Here is a 16,174-nt window from a genome sequence, read left to right as displayed (position 1 = left end):
CACGGGCCCACGGTCGGCATAGGGCGTGCCTGTACGTACGAATCCCAAACCATTGTCACGCGCGCATGCGAGGAGGTTTTCTGATGGCTATTGCCGGTCGCCAGTCAGCTCCTGCAGGTCAGAAGCGCAACCGGGCCAAGTCGGACATCGATTGGACTGATGTCCCCGACGTGCCGTTTACGGGTGAACGCCCAGACCTGCCGTCAACTCGAACCATCGTTACGCGTGATGGTCAAGAGTCCGTGCAACTGCTCTCCCTGACCAAGAAGTGGTGGGAGACCGTATCGGCGATGCCGCACTGCAAGCTGTGGACGGACTCGGATTGGATGTTTGCGCTCACGACCGCATTGGTCGCTGACGCCGCATTCTGTGGGATTGCTTCTGCCGCTGTGGAGTTGCGTAACCGCGAGAAGGTACTCGGCACGACTTCCGAGTTTCGTCGCGGTTTGCGGATTCGGTACACGCAGCCTGAGGTGGTTCAGTCGACCGCCGAGGTGACAAGCCTTGACGACTACCGAGACCTCTGAGCTTCCCCCTGGGTATCAGATCGATCCGAAGTCCGGTGCTTGGATTACGGCGCCGTGGCCGGCTGACGGTGACGAGAAGATGCACTTGGTGCGTTGGTCTCTCGGGCCGGCGCTGATCGACTGGGCTGAGGGGCGCACCGACGAGCCGGGGTTGACGGACTACCTCACGGGTAGGCCGTGGCGGTTCACTCCTGGCCAGAAAAAGTTTCTGATCCTCTGGTATGCCTTCGATGCTCGTGGTCGGTGGCTGTTCCGTTCGGGCGTCAAGCGTGGCGCGAAGGGGACAGGTAAGGATCCGTTCGGCGGCGCGTTGTGCGACATCGAGCTCGTGGGTCGTTCTCAGCTCGTTTGGGATGAGGATGCGAACGAGTTTGTCGGGCAGCGGCATTTGCTTCCATTGGTGCAGATCGCGTCGAACTCTGAAGCGCAGTCGAAGGACATGCTGCGAATCGCGAATGCCTTATTCAATCAAGAAGCTCGCGAGTATTACCAGATCGATTGCGGAGAGACGCGCACCATCCTGAAGGACGGTGGCCGGCTTGAAGTACTGACTTCATCGGAGAAGTCTTCGGAGGGCGACGCAGCGACCTTCATTGCGCTCAATGAGTCGCATCACATGACCGAATCATCGGGTGGTCACAAAATAGCGGGCGTTGCTCGGCGCAACGTAGGTAAGTCGCCCGCGGCATTGCAGGCTCGGCTGGTCGAGTTCACGAATGCTCATCAGTCGGGTAGTGAATCGGTTGCTGAAGAGTCTTATACCGCTTGGCAGAAGCAGGTTTCCGGGAAGTTCGGTCGTCTGAAGCAGGACATCCTCTATGACTCCATCGAGGCTGACCCGAAAACGAACCTGAACGATCCCGATGACCGGATGCGGGCACTACAGCAATCGTATTCAGATGCTCCATGGGCCGACCTCGAGCGACTTTCGGACGAGATCATTGACCCTCGCACATCGGTTGCGGATTCGATCCGCTACTACCTGAATGGGTTGGCCGCTGCTGAAGATGCTTGGGTGAGCCCGAAACATTGGGCTGCGCTCGGCGATGCATCGATCGTCGTGGCTGATCGCGAGCAGATTGCGATGTTCTTGGACTGTTCGAAGTCGGAGGATGCGACAGGCCTTGTGGCGTGCCGAATTTCGGATGGTCATGTGTTCACGCTGGGCATGTGGCAGCGCGAGCATGGCGAACGTGGCAAGGGCTGGTTGGCGCCGCGCGAGAAAGTCGATGCGACTGTGCGGATGGCCTTCGATCGTTACAAGGTCGCTTGGTTCGGCGTTGATCCTTCACCCGCACGCGACGACAGCGATGAATCGCTGTACTGGGGCGAGTTGGTCGACGTGTGGCATCGCGACTTCCGGAACAAGGTGGCGATTTGGGCTACTCCTGGCGCACAGGGCAATTCAGTGAAGTTCGATATGCGTCTCTCTCAATCGGGTGGTGCGAAACGAAACCAGGCGTTTACCGAGGAGGCGATGGCAACGGTGCATGCGATCGATGAAGAGACGGATTTCGACAAGGTCAAGATCGGGATTCGACCCTTCACGCATGACGCGCACTCTGGCCTGACTCTGCATGTTCAGCATGCGAAGCGGCGCCCGAATCCGTGGGGATTCACTCTTGGCAAGAAGACGCGTGATTCGAACGACCTTGTGGATCTGGCGGTGTGCATGGTCGGCGCCAGGCTTGGCCGGCGGATGGTTTTGAACTCCGGCAAGGCACGTAAGGGAACTTCAAGAAAGGCGGTGATCCTGTGAAGACTTTCTCCCAGATGTTCGGTGGGCGCGGGATTGCCGCTCTCGCAATGCGGACGTTAACTCTCTCCGAGGACGAAGAACGTCTCGTCGGGCAGTTGCGTGGACAGATTCGAAAATTTGCGAATCGAAACAAGCTGAAGAACGACTTCTACGAGGGCAAGCAGATCACTCGTCAGCTTGATATCGCGGTGCCGCCAGGTCTGAAGGATTTGGCGATTTCGATGGGCTGGCCGGGCACTGCTGTCGATGTCCTCGAGGAACGTCTCGATCTACTCGGGTGGACGTCAGTTCAGGATCTCATGGGTCTCGACGACGTCTTTCGTGAGAATAGCCTTGGCGTAGAGGCCGGCCGGGGTCACCTGGATGCGTTGATCACGGGTACTGACTTCATCACGGTGGGCCGCGGCGACACGGATTATGGTGAGCCGGAAGTTCTCATCACGGTCGAGTCTGCGTCCTCTGCGACGGCGTTGCGGAACTATCGAACTCGGCGCCTCGATTCGGCACTGTCTCAGACGCGCGGCGAAAACGGTGCGGTCGAGATGGAAACACTGTATCTGCCGAATTCAACGATCTGTTTCCAGCGGAATGAGCGCACGAAGAAGCTCGACGTCGTTTCGCGTGACGATCACAATGCGGGTCGGGTGTTCATGGCGCGGTTGGTGAATCGCGACCGCGCTTCCGACCTTGAAGGCCGTTCAGAGATCACGCGTCCGGTGATGTACTACACCGACGCTGCGATTCGAACGATGCTGGGCATGGAGATCAACCGCGAGTTTTACACGGCACCTTCGCGTTACGCACTTGGGGCTGAGCCGGAGCAGTTCGGCGTCAATGAGAATTCGACGCAGGCCGAGAGGACCGCGGCTGGCTGGAATGCCGCGATGGGACGATTTAACATCATCCCGCGCACCGAGGACGGCCAGATGCCGACCATCGGCGAGTTCAAGCCGGCACCTCCGACGCCGTACAGCGATCAAGTCAAGATGTACTCACAGCTGCTCTCCGCTGAGACCGGCATTCCGTCAACATATCTCGGTTTCTTCACGGACAATCCAGCGTCGGCCGACTCGATCAGGCAGGCAGAATATCGGCTGGTGAAGCGTGCCGAGCGTCGCCAAGGCACATTCGGCCAGGGCTGGCGCGAGGTCGCCTACCTGTCGCTGCTCGCCCGTGACGGCAAAGTCAATGCGGATGAGTTCCGCAAGATCGGCGTTCGGTGGCGCGATGCCTCGACTCCGACGCGCGCGGCTACTGCCGACGCCGGCCAGAAGCTGGTTGCAGCTGAAATCCTCCGCAAGGACTCCCCGGTGACGTACGACTACATGGGCTTCTCGGAGCAGGATCAACTGCGCCTGCAAGAAGAGAATCGCTTGGCCCTAGCTTCCGAGCTTCCCTCACTGTTGCGGGAGAAGGCATCTCAGGTGACTAATCAGCAGGCAATCGAGCTGGCAAGTAGGCGCAATGCCAACGGGGCTACTTGAGCGCAAGGAGATCCTGGATGATTCCGCGACGCTGGCTATCAGCGAGGTAGTCAACGTCTGGGATGCAGCCCTCGGTCTCCCGTCTGAAGATTTCCGTTCAGTGATGGTGGGTTCAATCCCGGTCATCACGGATCCGTATGCTGCCGGCGCCTCAAGCTTGGGAGCCGCTTGGTACAACGAAACGGCACCCAATCTGCCGTATCGGGCGGTGCCTTCCGCGCTTCCGGCTCGTGAGCGTCTGCTGACTTCTGCTGAATGGGCGATGGGCGCCAGCGGATCGGATGCATTGTCGCGGTTGGCTGGCATCGTCCAGAAAGCGATTTGGGACAGCAATCGGCGAACGATCTTCGATAATTCGAAGGCGGAACGCGGTGCCAAATATGAACGGGTCGCGGGCGGCAAGTGTTGCGCATTCTGCGCGATGCTGTGCACCCGTGGCGCCGTCTACCTGAAGTCGACCGCTGGTTTTCAGGCTCACGACAACTGCCGGTGTGGTGCTCAAGAAGTGCGCCCGGGCAAGTCTTTTAGTCGACCTTCGCACTATGAACGCTTCGACGAGGCGTACATCCAAGCGTCAAAGAATGCCACGGGCACTGACGCAATTCTGGCTGAGATGCGAACCATTCTCGGCTCAAGCTAAGGAGACCTGCTGTGCGTATTCAGATCCTCGAGCTTCCCGCGAAGTACCTCGGTGAAGCGTCAGAGACCCCGTTCGCGATTGTCTTCGACGGGGTTGAGAAGCCGAGTGAGTTTCTCGACCAGCTCGACCTCGACAAGTTGAAGGCTCACACCGGCGCGAATGCGGTGCTTGCCTTCAACTGTGCTGTCGAAATTGTCTAATTCACCCCAATTCCTCCAGCGCCGCACGGTGCTGACGTATCCCGCACGGGAGTAGAAATGCAGTTCCATCGAACGATCATTGCCCCTGCCGCCCTGGATCCTTTAGGCCAGTTCGGGAATCGTGCCGCACGGCGCCATCCTCGACGTGATCCTGAAGGTCACCCGAATCCCAATCCGGCCCCGAATCCGGCGCCTAGCCCTGAGCCGAATCCGGCACCGAAGCCCGCGCCCACTCCGACGCCGCCCGTTGACGACTGGGCCAAGATTTTCGAGGGCATGACGCCGGCCGAGGTCAAGGAGAAGCTCGACCACTCCCGAAAATGGGAGACGCGAGCGAAGGATAACCGGGAAGGCGCCGAGAAGTGGGAACAGATCCAGAAGGCTTTCACTGGCGAAGGTGGCGACACCCCGCCCGATCCGGCAAAGCTCGCGACCGATCTCACTGCATCACAGCGTGAGACTCGCGACACCAAGGTGGAGAACGCAGTTTTCCGGCTCGCCCCCGAGCATTCGGCGAACGCCGTAGCGCTGATCGACTCTAGATCGTTCATGGCTCAGCTCGACCAGCTCGACCCGTCCGCCGCGGACTTTACCGACACGGTAAACGAGGCAATCAAGACGGCACTCGCTGCAAATGCGGCACTGGCTACATTCCGTGGCCCCCTGCCGAATCCGCAACAGGGTAATCCCGGCAATCAACGTCCGGCATCCGGCAGAGCTGCCGGAACGGACGAAGCCGACCGCAGATTCGGCGCCAAGAACTAACAACTCACCCCTGAAAGGGGATCAACGATGACGAGCACTGCTGTTCGTTCCACCGATTACCAGTCGGAGAATCGGTCGTGGCTTCTGTCCGCTCATGGCACCGATCCCGGCGCCAATCCGAGTATCACGCTCGACGTTTCGAAGTTCACTGCCGGAACGCACTACCCCAAGGGTTATGTTGCGTCGGGCACGGTGGTTGCGAAGGTCACCGCCACTGGTCTGTATGGCCCGTTCGACAAGGATGCGACCGATGGTCGCGCCACGAACGCCTGCCACCTGTTCGGCTCCCTGAACGTTGTGGGCCTGACCAAGGTTGGCGGCGCTGGCGTCGTTCATGGCTTCGTGAAGGAATCGCGACTGCCCGCCGGTCACGGCCTCACCGCAGAAGCCAAGGCGCTTCTCCCTCTCATCAACTACACGGCCTGACAGGAGCTGAACTGATGGCAATTTTCTTTGACGCTCCGGTCGAACCGGACGCGCTGACCACTCTGATTCGTCGCGTTCCCACCCCGAGCGACAACACGCTGTCGACGATCTTCCCGACTGTTTACAAGGAGTCGAACACCATCGACTTCGCGGAGATTGTGCAGAAGAATCGCACGGCGAAGTATCGCGCCTTCGATGGCCGAATCCATGTGTCGCAGCGCGATATCGGATCCGAGAAGCGTGTGCCGCTTGCACCTTTGTCGTCTTCGATCGGCGTTGGTGAGTATGAGCGTTTGCAGCTCGAGTTCGCGCGCACCCAGGGCACCAACAAGGCTGCGCTGGCGAATGCGATCTACAACGATGGCGAGAACCTCACCCGTGAGATCCTCAACCGCGTTGAACTCGCCTGGGGCGATGTCCTCACTGACGGCAAGTTGTCAATCAAGGATGACGGCTTCGAGAGTGAGGCTGACTACGGTCTGCCTGCGAATCACTCGGTGACCGCCGCGACCTTGTGGAGCAACCTCGCCACTTCGGCTCCGCTGACTGACATTGCAGCCTGGACCGACGTGTGGGTCGATACCAATGGTGCGGCGCCGGGATCTGCGTTGACCTCACGGAAGGTGTTGCGACTCCTGCAGCGCAATAAGGAGATCATTGACGCTGTGTACGGCTCGACCCAGGGGCGCACCCGCGTGAGCATTACGGAGCTCAACGACCTATTGGCCGGTGAATCCTTGCCGACGTTCCGTGCGGCATACGACACGCAGCTCAGCGTCGACGACGTGAACACTCGCGTCATGGCGGATGACCGCGTGACGTTCCTGCCCGAGAATCCCGCCGACCTCGGCTTCATGGCGTACGGACTGTCGGCCACCGCGCTCGAACTCCTCGACTCCGCGAAGACGGAGTACTCATTCAGTGAGGCACCCGGCATCGTTGGCGTGGTCATCAAGGATGGTCCTCCGTTCCGTCAGTTCACCTTCGTTGATGCGGTCGGCCAGCCGGTCCTGCAGGACGCGAAGAAGCTGCTCACCGCCAAGGTTGCGTGATGGCTCGCCTGATCACGTTCGTGCATGTCGCGGACGAGTCGGGCGTCGGTCACGCGTTCGGCCCTGGTGACGAGGTCCCCGGGTGGGCGGCGAAGCGCATTACCAATCCCGCCGCCTGGGACAGTTTGGACTTCCAGCCTGAGCTGGAGCTCGAACCGGAACTCGAACCGGACCATGAGCCTGAGCCGGCAACGGGGCCGGACCTGGAAACAGAGCCCGAAACCGAAACCGTAACTGAGCTGGAAGCCGATCCGGAGCTCGAACCTGAGACCTCATCTGAGTCTGATGGGGGACCGGGGCTTGATCTCGTCGCGGAACCGGCTCCCGATCCTGTGCCGGCCACGCCCAAGCGTCGCGGTCGATCCGCCAAAGCGGCAACAGAAAACTGATACCCGGAAGGTGCCGATCTGATGACATGGACAGTTCCGCAAGATGTTCTCGATCGCTGGATCGGCACCCCTCCCGAAGCGTCGGAGGACACGCTGAAGGTGAAGATCGCCGATGCGGAGGATGACATTCTCCGGGCCGATCCGAACATTCAGGACCGTATCGATTCGGGTGCGCTGCCGACAATTCGGGTGGTGAAAGTTGTTGCCCGGATGCTGATTCGGCATCTTCAGAATCCCGAGGGGTTCCGGAGTGTTCAGCAGGGTGCGGGTCCGTTTCAGCAGTCGCAGACATTCGGCGGCGATGAGCCTGGCGCATTGACGTTGACGGATGACGATCGGGAAGAGTTGGGGATTCCGAAGCGGAAGTCTCGGGCATTCTCGATCGATATGACTCCACCCGGGGCGTACAGCCTGGACTCAATTCCGGCGTACAGAATCGGGTGGTGTTGATGCGGCCACTACCGCTCACGCAATCGATCGGTATCCGACGATTTCACCAGTCGGACGAACTTGATGCGCACCGCAATCCGATCAAGTCGTGGTCTGATCCCGTAGATACGCAGGTGTACGGCTACGGCTCCCGGTCTGACTACGGGATGTCCGAACCCAACCAGCCGAACCGCGACATAGCCATTGAAGGCTTAGTGGTCCTTGCCCCGCCTGATGTGACGATCAGTGCTCTCGATCGCGTGGTGGTCACGGGATACGACCATGAATTCGAAGTCGACGGCGAGGATTCCGATTGGACGAAAGGTCCGTTCGGGTTCATGCCGGGTATCGCGATCGCATTGAAGAAGGTGGAGAACTGATGCCGAAGATGCCCAAAACTATCGACGTCGAGTTGTTCGCACGACTTCCAAGTCAGGACGAGGGCGCACTGCGCGCTGACCCGATCCCCGTTGGAGTCATCTCACTACCAGTGGAAATGGTTCGCAACCGGCTAGGCGATTGGCAGATGAAGATCGACACCTCGATCTTCCAGCGGATGGGGGAGTTTCTCGATGGGAAACGTTGACATCGAATGGAATCCGCAGGCTCTTTATGAGCTTCGCAGTTCCCCCGAAGTGGTTGCCGATCTGACTAGACGCACCGCGGCTGTGTTCAACGCAGTCGGCGGCGCTTCGGCTGGATACTCGATGAGCTCCATGCAGGGCGCCAGGAAGCCTCAGGGGCGCTGGCGTGAAACTGTCGCAGCAACCGGGACCAAGGCCAAGAGGGACAACGCCAAAAACAACACGCTCCTGCTGGCGACGGGCGCGGCTCGTGGTTGAGGTCATCACCTTCGACCCCGTAGAGGCCTTGGTCGTTCAGTACTTGTTCGACCGACTCGGCGACGGCACGCCTGTCTCGACGCGCGTACCCATCCCTCGCGGGGGCCGATTCGTCACTGTCCGATCCGCCGGGGGTGGGGACAGGAATATTGTCCTGTCCTCGAGGATGGTGATCTTTCAATGCTGGGACAACGTCGCAGCCGAAGCTGAATCGCTCACCGAGAAGTGTTTCGCCATCATGAAAGCTGCGCAACGAGATTCGGACGAACCGCGGATCCGTCAGGTCGTAACAGTCGGGGCGCCACAAGACTTCCCTGATCCTGATACGTCAATGCCTCGGTACCAGTTCACGCTTCAGTTCGATATCCGCGGGCGCGTTCTCCACTAAACCTCGCAACACCCTTTCGCAGGCCCGGTCCACACCGCCTGAAAGGGGCAACCTCATGGCATCTTCTGCCGCAAACATTTACGCAGCGCAGCCTGCTGCGACTGGCGCACTCCGAGCTGCACCGCTCACCACCACAGCACCCACGGGTGCGACGACCGTTCTGCCCGCGGCCTGGGTCGACCTCGGCTACATCGGTGAGAGCGGATTCGCCGAGTCTCACCAGCGTGACAAGACCAAGAAGAAGGCGTTCGGTGGCGCGACGGTCAAGATTCTGCAGACCGAGTTCGGTATCACCTACAAGTTCAAGTTCATGGAGTCCCTGAACGCTGATGTCCTCAAGGAGGTCTACGGCGAGGAAAACGTCACGGTTACTCCGGCGACGGCTTCGAAGGGCACGCAGATCACCGTGAAGAAGAACAAGAAGGTGAACAAGCACAAGTCGTACTGCATCGACACCGTCGACGGCGCCGCAACCCGACGCAACTACATCGCGGATGGTCAGCTGTCGATGGCCGGCGACACGGTACTCGTGCATACCGACACCATCGAGTATGAGGTCGAGATCGAGACGTTTGAGAGTGCGACAGGCGACAACGTCCTGGAGTTCATCGACGACGGAATCACGACCAGCGCCTAAGCGTCGAACCAATCCTCCCGCCCCGTGAGGTGTTTTCACCATTGGACCGGGCCTGCCCTTCACGGGGCGGGATTTCCACGGGCCCGTCCCCCCAATTTTTCCCATTCGATAGAAAGGCTCGGTCCAGCTATGCCCATGATTGACATCATTGCCGAACATGATCCGCGAGTTCAGGTCACCTTCAATGTCCCGATCAAGGGGCGTCAGAATCCGCTGATCTTCAGCGTGCCCATGATCCAGTACATGTCGAAAGACGACAGCGAAGCCTTCCGTGAATGGTTCCTGAAGGCACGCGAGGAAGAAACGCTCACCACGCGCACCTCAACCTTGAAGCTGCTTGGATTTGTGACTTCTGCAAAGGATTTCGCGATCCTCGAGAAGCTCGCGGACGGGACACTGAATCAGATCTCGGACAAATGGGAAGAGGCATCCAAGGTGACGCCGGGGGAATCCTCAGCCTCCTCGGATACCTAGAGGACGAGGAGGAGGAGGCCGAGGCAATTCAGGCAGATCTTCTTCCGATGGGTCGATCACTGGATTTTCTCGGCACCGCCAATCTTTCTTGGTGGGACCTCAAGTGCTGCCTCAAGCATCCCCACCCGAACGGCGCATTGTCGCGACTGAGGAACCCGGATCATCACTGGGATCTGCACGCGCAATTGCTGGCCGGAATCTTCGACGGAGTTCAGGGCGGGAACTGGCAGCGTGGCGGCGATCCGAAAGCTAAACGCCCTGAGCAACTCCCACGACCTGGCGTGAAGCCTTCTGGCGAAAACCGTAAGTCGACGACGGCGTTGCCGATCGACCAATTGCGTGCGCGTCTCCGAATGGATGAGCGGCTGCCTACCTAATCACTCACCTTGGAGGTGGCGTCTTGACTGCTGCTGGTATCGAACTCGCCACAATGTACGTGTCCATTGCGGCCCGTACGGACGGCATTCCCGCGGCGGTCGCCAAAGTTGTCCCGCAGATCGAAAAGCAGGGCGACAAGGCCGGCCAAGGTCTTGGTTCTCGTATGGCCTCGGGAATCGGGTCTGCATTCAAGGTTGGCGGCGCTGCCATCGGTGCGGCGGCTGCACTGACGATCGGAACGGCCCTGAACAAGGGCATGGAACGCGTCATTCAAATCGATGACGCGAAGGGCAAGTTGGCCGGCCTCGGACACTCGACCGAGGCCGTCGCCAACATCATGGATTCGGCCATGGCATCCGTGAAGGGCACAGCCTTCGGAATGGGTGACGCTGCGGGTATCGCTGCCTCCGCTGTCGCCGCGGGCATCAAGCCTGGTCAGGAACTCACGAAATATCTGTCCCTGACTGGCGATGCCGCGACGATCGCAGGCTCATCGCTCGGCGAGATGGGCTCAATCTTCAATAAGGTTCAGACGTCCGGCAAGGCTTACACGGACACACTGAATCAGTTGTCCGATCGCGGCATTCCGATCTTCCAGTGGCTACAGGAAGAGTACGGCGTTTCCTCTGAGGCGCTGTCGAAGATGGTGAAGTCGGGCAAAGTCGACGCCGAAACCTTCAACAAAGTCATCCAGAAGAATATCGGCGGCGCCGCACTCGAATCCGGTAAGACACTTCGGGGTTCGTTCGCGAACATGAAGGCTGCGTTGGGCCGGGCCGGTGCTGCGGTAATCGAACCCTTCGTACCGATGATGAAGGCTGGATTGGGCCAGATCACGGCGTTTACAGACAAAGTGACGCCAGGCCTGAAGGCTGGGGCGGCGAAAGTTGCCGGCAGCCTGACCGAAATGGGCGCGGCGTTCATGTCGTCGGGCAAGTCCATCGACGGACCTGCCTCCAATATGGAGAAGTTCGGCGTCAAGGCCCGTGAGGTGGCGGACGGCGTCAAGGGCGTTTGGTCGATCCTCGCGAAGGGCGACTTCACAGGCAACCCATTCGGCCTTTCGGAGGACTCCAAGGCTGTCGACGTTCTGTTCAAGATCCGTGAGACCGCCATCGGCGTGACGGACATCCTATTCAAGGGTGACTACACGAACCCGATCTGGGGTGGACTCGAGGATTCGAAGGCCGTCGATGTCCTGTTCCGAATTCGCGAAGGCGCTCAGCAGCTTTGGGAAGTAATCAAGTCGCCGGATGGCGAAAAGTTCACGGCGTTCTTGGATACGGTTAAGGGTACTGGCGGTGAAGCTGCCGGCGCAATGGGCGCCGTTGAGTCTGGCGCAAATACCCTTACCGGCGCACTGAAGTCGATCGGCTCTGCTGCGGCCGGCGGGCTCACCGCGCTCGTCGGACTTGGCGGCGATACCGCCACCGTCGCGGTCGCTGGCATCAAGGCTCTCGGCTCCGTGATGGGATTCTTTGCCGACCACACAGGTCTGGCAACTGTGGCCCTCGGAGGTTTTGCGGCCTCGGTTGCGATTGCCAAGACGGTCGAAACGGGCTTTCACGCGGCACGTATCGCCAATGCGATCATGATGCCCGCGCAAATCGCTGCGCAGATGGCGTTGACGAGGGCGCTTGTTGCGCACACTGCTGCCCTCTGGGCGAATACCGGCGCGCAGGCTCCGAATACGGCACTGACGTTGAGGGCCCGTGTCGCGGAGTTGGCTTCGGCGGCGGCGACAAATCTACGCTCTGCGGCGACGGTTACATCCACCTCGACATTGGGTGCGTACGCGGCTGCTCAGCGTGTAGCTGCGACACAGAATGGCCTGTTCGTCGGTGGCATGAGAAATGCCGCCGCCGGCGTGGCGACGTTCGCGGGTGGCGTTCAAGGTGCAGCTGGCGCGGCGCTTGCCGGCATGCGGAACGGTGTCTCGCGTGTTGCGACGATGCTGGGTCCGGGCGGCCTGTTTGCTGTTGGCCTATTGGCGGCAGTGGCGGTCATTGGCACATTCGCGTCGGCTTCGGGCAATCTCAGTCGGAATCTTGACGCAAATCGAGATTCCGCACAGAAGTACGCGAAGTCCCTGATCGACTTCCGATCACAGCTAAATGATGCATTCACTGAGTCGAACGGCACTGTTGACAGTGGTGTGAAATCTATTGTCTCGGGCCAGATCCAGGCGATGGAAACCGAACTCGACGACGCTGCGAAGCGACTTCCAAGCAAGATGCAGTATGTCACCGCCTTTTTCAAGGAATCGTTTAGCTTCGGCGAGGGTAACCAAATCGGCGACGCCATGGGCCTCGAGGATGCCAGCGAGCAGGCGGCGAAGGCTCAGGCGGCAATTGAATCGCTCAACCTGAGCCAGAAGGACATGTCGAAGGCGGTCACTGGCACGGAGGATCAGTGGCGGAGATTCTCGACGGCACTGCGCAATACCGGGCCCGATGGCGCTATCGCTGTCGAAAAGTTCGGCGACATGCGTAGGGAGTTCCAGGAATCTCAGTCTTCGGCAGGGCAGTTCAAGTCGGCGCTCGATGCCATTAATACCGGCGCCGTTGGAGCTGCGTCAGGAGTTGATGGACTGACGGGTGCGATGGGCCGCTGGCGTGGTGACCTGATGACTGCAGAGGAATCGCAGGCGAAGGTAACACTGGCGTTGAGCCAGTTCGCTCAGGCTGCGTCGACTGCGGGAGCTTCAGCATTCACGGCATCGGGTGAACTCAACCTCACAACCGCGGCGGGCGCTGGTCTGCACAGTGAAATGCAGGCTGTCGCCGGCGCGTTCGATTCGGCGGGTGCTGCAGCAATGCAGCATGCAACAGATCAGAAGTTGAGCGCCAATGACGCGAAGGCTGCTGTTGAGGCCGCCGGACAAAAGGTGCGTGACGAGTTCATTCGTCAGCGGATCGAGGCTGGGTACACGCTCGAGCAGGCGACTGCACTTGCGAATCAGTACAAGCTGTTCCCTGAAAAGCTGCCGACTCAGATCAGCTTGACTGGTGCGGCAGAGGCGCAGGCTGCGATCGATCAGTTCCTGGCAGCCAATCGTGGCCGCAGTATCGCTGTCGACATCATCCAGAACATCGTCCAGCCGCCTAGCGGTCCGGCGATGCCGACGACGCTCGGCGGGATGTACGGGTACGTCGACGGTGGGCGACTGCCGCGAAACTCGACAGGCTCGCGACTGCCTACATCGGGTCCGGGGACTGATCGAGTCGACGGCATCCTTGGAGTGGGGCGAGATGGCGTTCCCACCTCATGGGTAGACAAGGGCGAGTGGATCATCAACGGCCGTTCCTCCGAAAAGTGGGACTGGCTGCTCGGGATGATCAACCGTGATGATGCGCGGCTGGATAAGCTGCCTCGTTTCGCCGCAGGTGGGCGCAACGGCATCGAAGCTGCACTGTCGGCAGGTCGCGGCGTCGAAGGCAACCAGTATGTCTGGGGCGGCACAGGCCCGACAGGGTTCGACTGCTCCGGTTTCGTCGGCTGGCTGCAGCAGATTGTCATGGGGATTGTCGGTTCCACGAAGCGCCTCTACACCACGTATGACCTGGTGGGTAAGAACGCTTTCGCGAGTCTGGTTTCCGGCCTCGGGCCTGCGGGGACGCAGTTCCAAGTCGGTGTGTCGCAGGAACATATGGCCGCGACGATCGCAGGGCAACCCGCGGAATCCGGTGGCGCGCATGGAACTTCCGGCATTGGTGGAGGTCGAGCGACAGCTCAGGACAGCCAGTTCCCATACAAGTTCCATCTGCCGAATGAACTGATCGACGGGTGGGATGGCGTTGCCGGCACATTCGCCGCTGGTGAGACTCCCGTGGTGTGGACCGAAAAAGATCAGCTTGCGCTCGAATCTGCCCGCGTGGCAGTTACACAAGCGCAGGAAGCTCGCGACAAGGTCAACACGAACGACAAGAAGTCGCAAGCCGATAAGGACCAGGCAGACCTGAAGGTGCAGCGCGCTGAGCTCAAGGTTCGCGAGCTCGAAGCCAAGCGTGACGGCAAGGGAGCTGCGGCAGCGATATCGAACGATCCCGCGCCGATCCTGACGGGCGAAATGGGCGAGGACGCTATCTCGGTGCGTAACGCCGAAATCGCACTCCTCGATGCGCAGTTGGCTCGAGATAAGACGTACAACGATCCCGAGTCGACTTCCATCGATAAGGAGAAGGCGGATATCTCCGTCTACTCCGCGCAGAATTCGTTGGCGCAGGTCCGCAAGAAGTCCGACGAATCCGCCAGCGGCGATTTCTCGCTGAAGGATCGGCTCAAGAATTACGGGTCGGAACTCGTTGGGATCGCGGTCGATTCGGCTTTGGAGATCTTCGGGGTCAACTCTCGGTGGCTGGATATTGCAATCCCGTCATTCAAGAAGCCCGCCGAAGGTTCGACAGTGTCGCCGCAGTCGGCGATGGATGTGATCAAGAATCCGTTGGCGAACTTCACCTCACCGTCGCCCACGCAAGCGCAGCTTGCAGGGCAGCTTCCGGTGACACCGGGTGTTGGCAACTGGGTTGAAGATTGGCTCAAGACGTTGCCGATCAAGCTGTACGACCAGGGCGGCATGATCCCGCACGGCGGGTTGGCGTTGAACAAGTCCGGCGCACCTGAGCCGGTGTTCACGGCGCCGGAGTTCGCGAACATTGCACGGATCGCGAACTTGGACATGCTCGCCATCAATCCGAATGCCGGTGGCGGAAACGACTACTCGGTCAACATCAACAATCCGACATTCTCCGATGGCATGGCTGCGGTTCGTAGTGCCCAAAAGGCACAGGGCCGTCAGATTATGCGTCACGCAGGAAGGCCTGGGTCGTAATGCGTTCGATGACAATCAACATTCACGGCACGGACGGTAGTTTCTGGCCTGTCCATGGCGAGAATGCCGGCGCCGAAGGGGTGTGGCTGGGGCAAGATCAGGCCAAGGGCCTGTTCGACTCTCCGATCCGCACTTCGTGGGTGGCCGCGAACGCGGAATCCGGCGGGACGATGAAGGGGATGTGGAACGACTGGCGCGATCTCGCGTTGGGGTTCCACGTCTCCGCGGAGAATGTGCCGGGCGGGGATCAGGAAGATATCGATTCCCGGTTCCGGCAGGCGTTCGACTACCGGGTGGATCAGTGGGATCACGACGCGAAACTTGCGTGTATCGAAGTGATTTCCGAACGGTCCACCCGGCGCCTGGATGTGCAGATGTACGAGCAGCCGGATTTCGATCCGGGGACCGATCCGCTCGCAGTGGAGTATTCGAATCCGATCATTCCACTGCGGGCGGGTCAACCGCACTACTACGAGGATGACTACGTCACCAAGTGGTCCACCACGGGATCGTCCGGCTCCGGGGACATCGAGGTGTGGAACCCGACCGATCAGCCGATGCGACAGAAGTGGATCGGCACCCGCGGCGACTGGATTCTCCCGGACGTGTCGTGGGAGGGTCCACCGAACAATCGCCGCCCGGGTGTCTCGAAGCTATCCGGCCGCGACGATTCGAACCGCTCGATCGTGATGCCGTCAATCGGCGCTCTCGAAGGCGGTTTCACGGTCGACCTCAATCCGATGAAGCTGATGGTTCGCGATGCTGCGAATACGAACCTTCTAGGTCGGATGCCGGTTCCTGGGCGGTATTTCGAGTACGTCATCCCACCGAAAACGCAAAAGCAAATGCTGCACGTTTCGGTGACGAACGCGCCGGCGGGCGGGGCAATGATTCAGCTTGTTCAGCCGCGGCGCTGGTCTCGTCCCATTGGCATGCAGTGAGAAGGAGGTGAT

18 protein-coding genes are annotated in these 16,174 nt (G+C 60.0%); all 18 read left to right on the top strand.

Annotated elements, in window-relative coordinates:
- The first annotated feature begins 83 nt into the window (after positions 1-83).
- The 18 genes from KYT97_RS08375 (at position 84) to KYT97_RS08290 (ending at position 16,162) form a co-directional block, all read left to right on the top strand.
- Positions 84-527 carry a phage terminase small subunit gene (locus KYT97_RS08375; RefSeq protein ID WP_219112067.1) on the top strand — a complete coding sequence of 148 codons (444 nt, stop codon included), beginning with the start codon at positions 84-86 and terminating at the stop codon, positions 525-527.
- A gap of 79 nt (positions 528-606) precedes the next feature.
- Entirely contained in the window at positions 607-2,286 is a 1,680-nt protein-coding gene (locus KYT97_RS08370) for a terminase (RefSeq protein ID WP_245006055.1), read from the top strand.
- On the top strand, positions 2,283-3,770 hold the full coding sequence (locus tag KYT97_RS08365; protein ID WP_219112065.1) for a phage portal protein: 1,488 nt from the start codon (positions 2,283-2,285) through the stop codon (positions 3,768-3,770). Before KYT97_RS08370 ends, KYT97_RS08365 begins: the two co-directional genes overlap by 4 nt.
- Positions 3,751-4,410 (top strand): VG15 protein, encoded by a 660-nt coding sequence (locus tag KYT97_RS08360; RefSeq protein WP_219112064.1) that lies wholly within the window; start codon positions 3,751-3,753, stop codon positions 4,408-4,410. Before KYT97_RS08365 ends, KYT97_RS08360 begins: the two co-directional genes overlap by 20 nt.
- An 11-nt stretch (positions 4,411-4,421) precedes the next feature.
- Positions 4,422-4,610 (top strand): hypothetical protein, encoded by a 189-nt coding sequence (locus tag KYT97_RS08355; RefSeq protein ID WP_219112063.1) that lies wholly within the window; start codon positions 4,422-4,424, stop codon positions 4,608-4,610.
- Between the two features lie 57 nt (positions 4,611-4,667).
- Positions 4,668-5,375 carry a hypothetical protein gene (locus KYT97_RS31060; protein WP_219112062.1) on the top strand — a complete coding sequence of 236 codons (708 nt, stop codon included), beginning with the start codon at positions 4,668-4,670 and terminating at the stop codon, positions 5,373-5,375.
- Between the two features lie 27 nt (positions 5,376-5,402).
- Positions 5,403-5,801 carry a head decoration protein gene (locus KYT97_RS08345; RefSeq protein WP_219112061.1) on the top strand — a complete coding sequence of 133 codons (399 nt, stop codon included), beginning with the start codon at positions 5,403-5,405 and terminating at the stop codon, positions 5,799-5,801.
- A gap of 14 nt (positions 5,802-5,815) precedes the next feature.
- Positions 5,816-6,853 carry a major capsid protein gene (locus tag KYT97_RS08340; protein WP_219112060.1) on the top strand — a complete coding sequence of 346 codons (1,038 nt, stop codon included), beginning with the start codon at positions 5,816-5,818 and terminating at the stop codon, positions 6,851-6,853.
- Positions 6,853-7,242, top strand: a complete 390-nt coding sequence (locus tag KYT97_RS08335) for a hypothetical protein (protein WP_219112059.1) — start codon at positions 6,853-6,855, stop codon at positions 7,240-7,242. The genes KYT97_RS08340 and KYT97_RS08335 overlap by 1 nt, the downstream gene beginning before the upstream one ends.
- A gap of 21 nt (positions 7,243-7,263) precedes the next feature.
- Positions 7,264-7,692 carry a Gp19/Gp15/Gp42 family protein gene (locus KYT97_RS08330; protein WP_219112058.1) on the top strand — a complete coding sequence of 143 codons (429 nt, stop codon included), beginning with the start codon at positions 7,264-7,266 and terminating at the stop codon, positions 7,690-7,692.
- Entirely contained in the window at positions 7,692-8,051 is a 360-nt protein-coding gene (locus KYT97_RS08325; RefSeq protein WP_219112057.1) for a hypothetical protein, read from the top strand. The genes KYT97_RS08330 and KYT97_RS08325 overlap by 1 nt, the downstream gene beginning before the upstream one ends.
- Positions 8,051-8,257 carry a hypothetical protein gene (locus KYT97_RS08320; RefSeq protein ID WP_219112056.1) on the top strand — a complete coding sequence of 69 codons (207 nt, stop codon included), beginning with the start codon at positions 8,051-8,053 and terminating at the stop codon, positions 8,255-8,257. The genes KYT97_RS08325 and KYT97_RS08320 overlap by 1 nt, the downstream gene beginning before the upstream one ends.
- Positions 8,244-8,513 carry a hypothetical protein gene (locus tag KYT97_RS08315; RefSeq protein ID WP_219112055.1) on the top strand — a complete coding sequence of 90 codons (270 nt, stop codon included), beginning with the start codon at positions 8,244-8,246 and terminating at the stop codon, positions 8,511-8,513. Before KYT97_RS08320 ends, KYT97_RS08315 begins: the two co-directional genes overlap by 14 nt.
- A 443-nt stretch (positions 8,514-8,956) precedes the next feature.
- The gene (locus KYT97_RS08310) at positions 8,957-9,538 is read left to right on the top strand and encodes a phage tail tube protein (RefSeq protein ID WP_219112054.1); all 582 of its coding nucleotides are present in this window, start codon (positions 8,957-8,959) and stop codon (positions 9,536-9,538) included.
- 129 nt (positions 9,539-9,667) lie between these two features.
- Positions 9,668-10,012: a hypothetical protein gene (locus tag KYT97_RS08305; RefSeq protein WP_219112053.1), complete on the top strand. Its 345-nt coding sequence runs from the start codon at positions 9,668-9,670 to the stop codon at positions 10,010-10,012.
- On the top strand, positions 9,955-10,389 hold the full coding sequence (locus KYT97_RS08300) for a hypothetical protein (protein WP_219112052.1): 435 nt from the start codon (positions 9,955-9,957) through the stop codon (positions 10,387-10,389). Before KYT97_RS08305 ends, KYT97_RS08300 begins: the two co-directional genes overlap by 58 nt.
- 23 nt (positions 10,390-10,412) lie before the next feature.
- The gene (locus KYT97_RS08295) at positions 10,413-15,221 is read left to right on the top strand and encodes a tape measure protein (protein ID WP_219112051.1); all 4,809 of its coding nucleotides are present in this window, start codon (positions 10,413-10,415) and stop codon (positions 15,219-15,221) included.
- Between the two features lie 8 nt (positions 15,222-15,229).
- Positions 15,230-16,162, top strand: coding sequence for a hypothetical protein (locus KYT97_RS08290; protein ID WP_219112050.1), 933 nt, complete (start codon positions 15,230-15,232; stop codon positions 16,160-16,162).
- Positions 16,163-16,174: the final 12 nt, after the last annotated feature.

This window comes from Rhodococcus globerulus (assembly GCF_019334125.1).
Taxonomy (GTDB): Bacteria; Actinomycetota; Actinomycetes; order Mycobacteriales; family Mycobacteriaceae; genus Rhodococcus_F; species Rhodococcus_F globerula.
This window is presented reverse-complemented; position numbering and strand designations above follow the sequence as displayed.

Excerpts from the sequence above, each read along its gene's own strand:
- KYT97_RS08340 (WP_219112060.1), top strand. The coding sequence starts at position 5,816 with ATGGCAATTTTCTTTGACGCTCCGGTCGAACCGGACGCGCTGACCACT.
- KYT97_RS08375 (WP_219112067.1), top strand. The coding sequence starts at position 84 with ATGGCTATTGCCGGTCGCCAGTCAGCTCCTGCAGGTCAGAAGCGCAAC.
- KYT97_RS08330 (WP_219112058.1), top strand. The coding sequence starts at position 7,264 with ATGACATGGACAGTTCCGCAAGATGTTCTCGATCGCTGGATCGGCACC.
- KYT97_RS31060 (WP_219112062.1), top strand. The coding sequence starts at position 4,668 with ATGCAGTTCCATCGAACGATCATTGCCCCTGCCGCCCTGGATCCTTTA.
- KYT97_RS08310 (WP_219112054.1), top strand. The coding sequence starts at position 8,957 with ATGGCATCTTCTGCCGCAAACATTTACGCAGCGCAGCCTGCTGCGACT.
- KYT97_RS08345 (WP_219112061.1), top strand. The coding sequence starts at position 5,403 with ATGACGAGCACTGCTGTTCGTTCCACCGATTACCAGTCGGAGAATCGG.
- KYT97_RS08315 (WP_219112055.1), top strand. The coding sequence starts at position 8,244 with ATGGGAAACGTTGACATCGAATGGAATCCGCAGGCTCTTTATGAGCTT.
- KYT97_RS08305 (WP_219112053.1), top strand. The coding sequence starts at position 9,668 with ATGCCCATGATTGACATCATTGCCGAACATGATCCGCGAGTTCAGGTC.
- KYT97_RS08335 (WP_219112059.1), top strand. The coding sequence starts at position 6,853 with ATGGCTCGCCTGATCACGTTCGTGCATGTCGCGGACGAGTCGGGCGTC.
- KYT97_RS08370 (WP_245006055.1), top strand. The coding sequence starts at position 607 with ATGCACTTGGTGCGTTGGTCTCTCGGGCCGGCGCTGATCGACTGGGCT.
- KYT97_RS08320 (WP_219112056.1), top strand. The coding sequence starts at position 8,051 with ATGCCGAAGATGCCCAAAACTATCGACGTCGAGTTGTTCGCACGACTT.
- KYT97_RS08360 (WP_219112064.1), top strand. The coding sequence starts at position 3,751 with ATGCCAACGGGGCTACTTGAGCGCAAGGAGATCCTGGATGATTCCGCG.
- KYT97_RS08300 (WP_219112052.1), top strand. The coding sequence starts at position 9,955 with ATGGGAAGAGGCATCCAAGGTGACGCCGGGGGAATCCTCAGCCTCCTC.
- KYT97_RS08290 (WP_219112050.1), top strand. The coding sequence starts at position 15,230 with ATGACAATCAACATTCACGGCACGGACGGTAGTTTCTGGCCTGTCCAT.
- KYT97_RS08325 (WP_219112057.1), top strand. The coding sequence starts at position 7,692 with ATGCGGCCACTACCGCTCACGCAATCGATCGGTATCCGACGATTTCAC.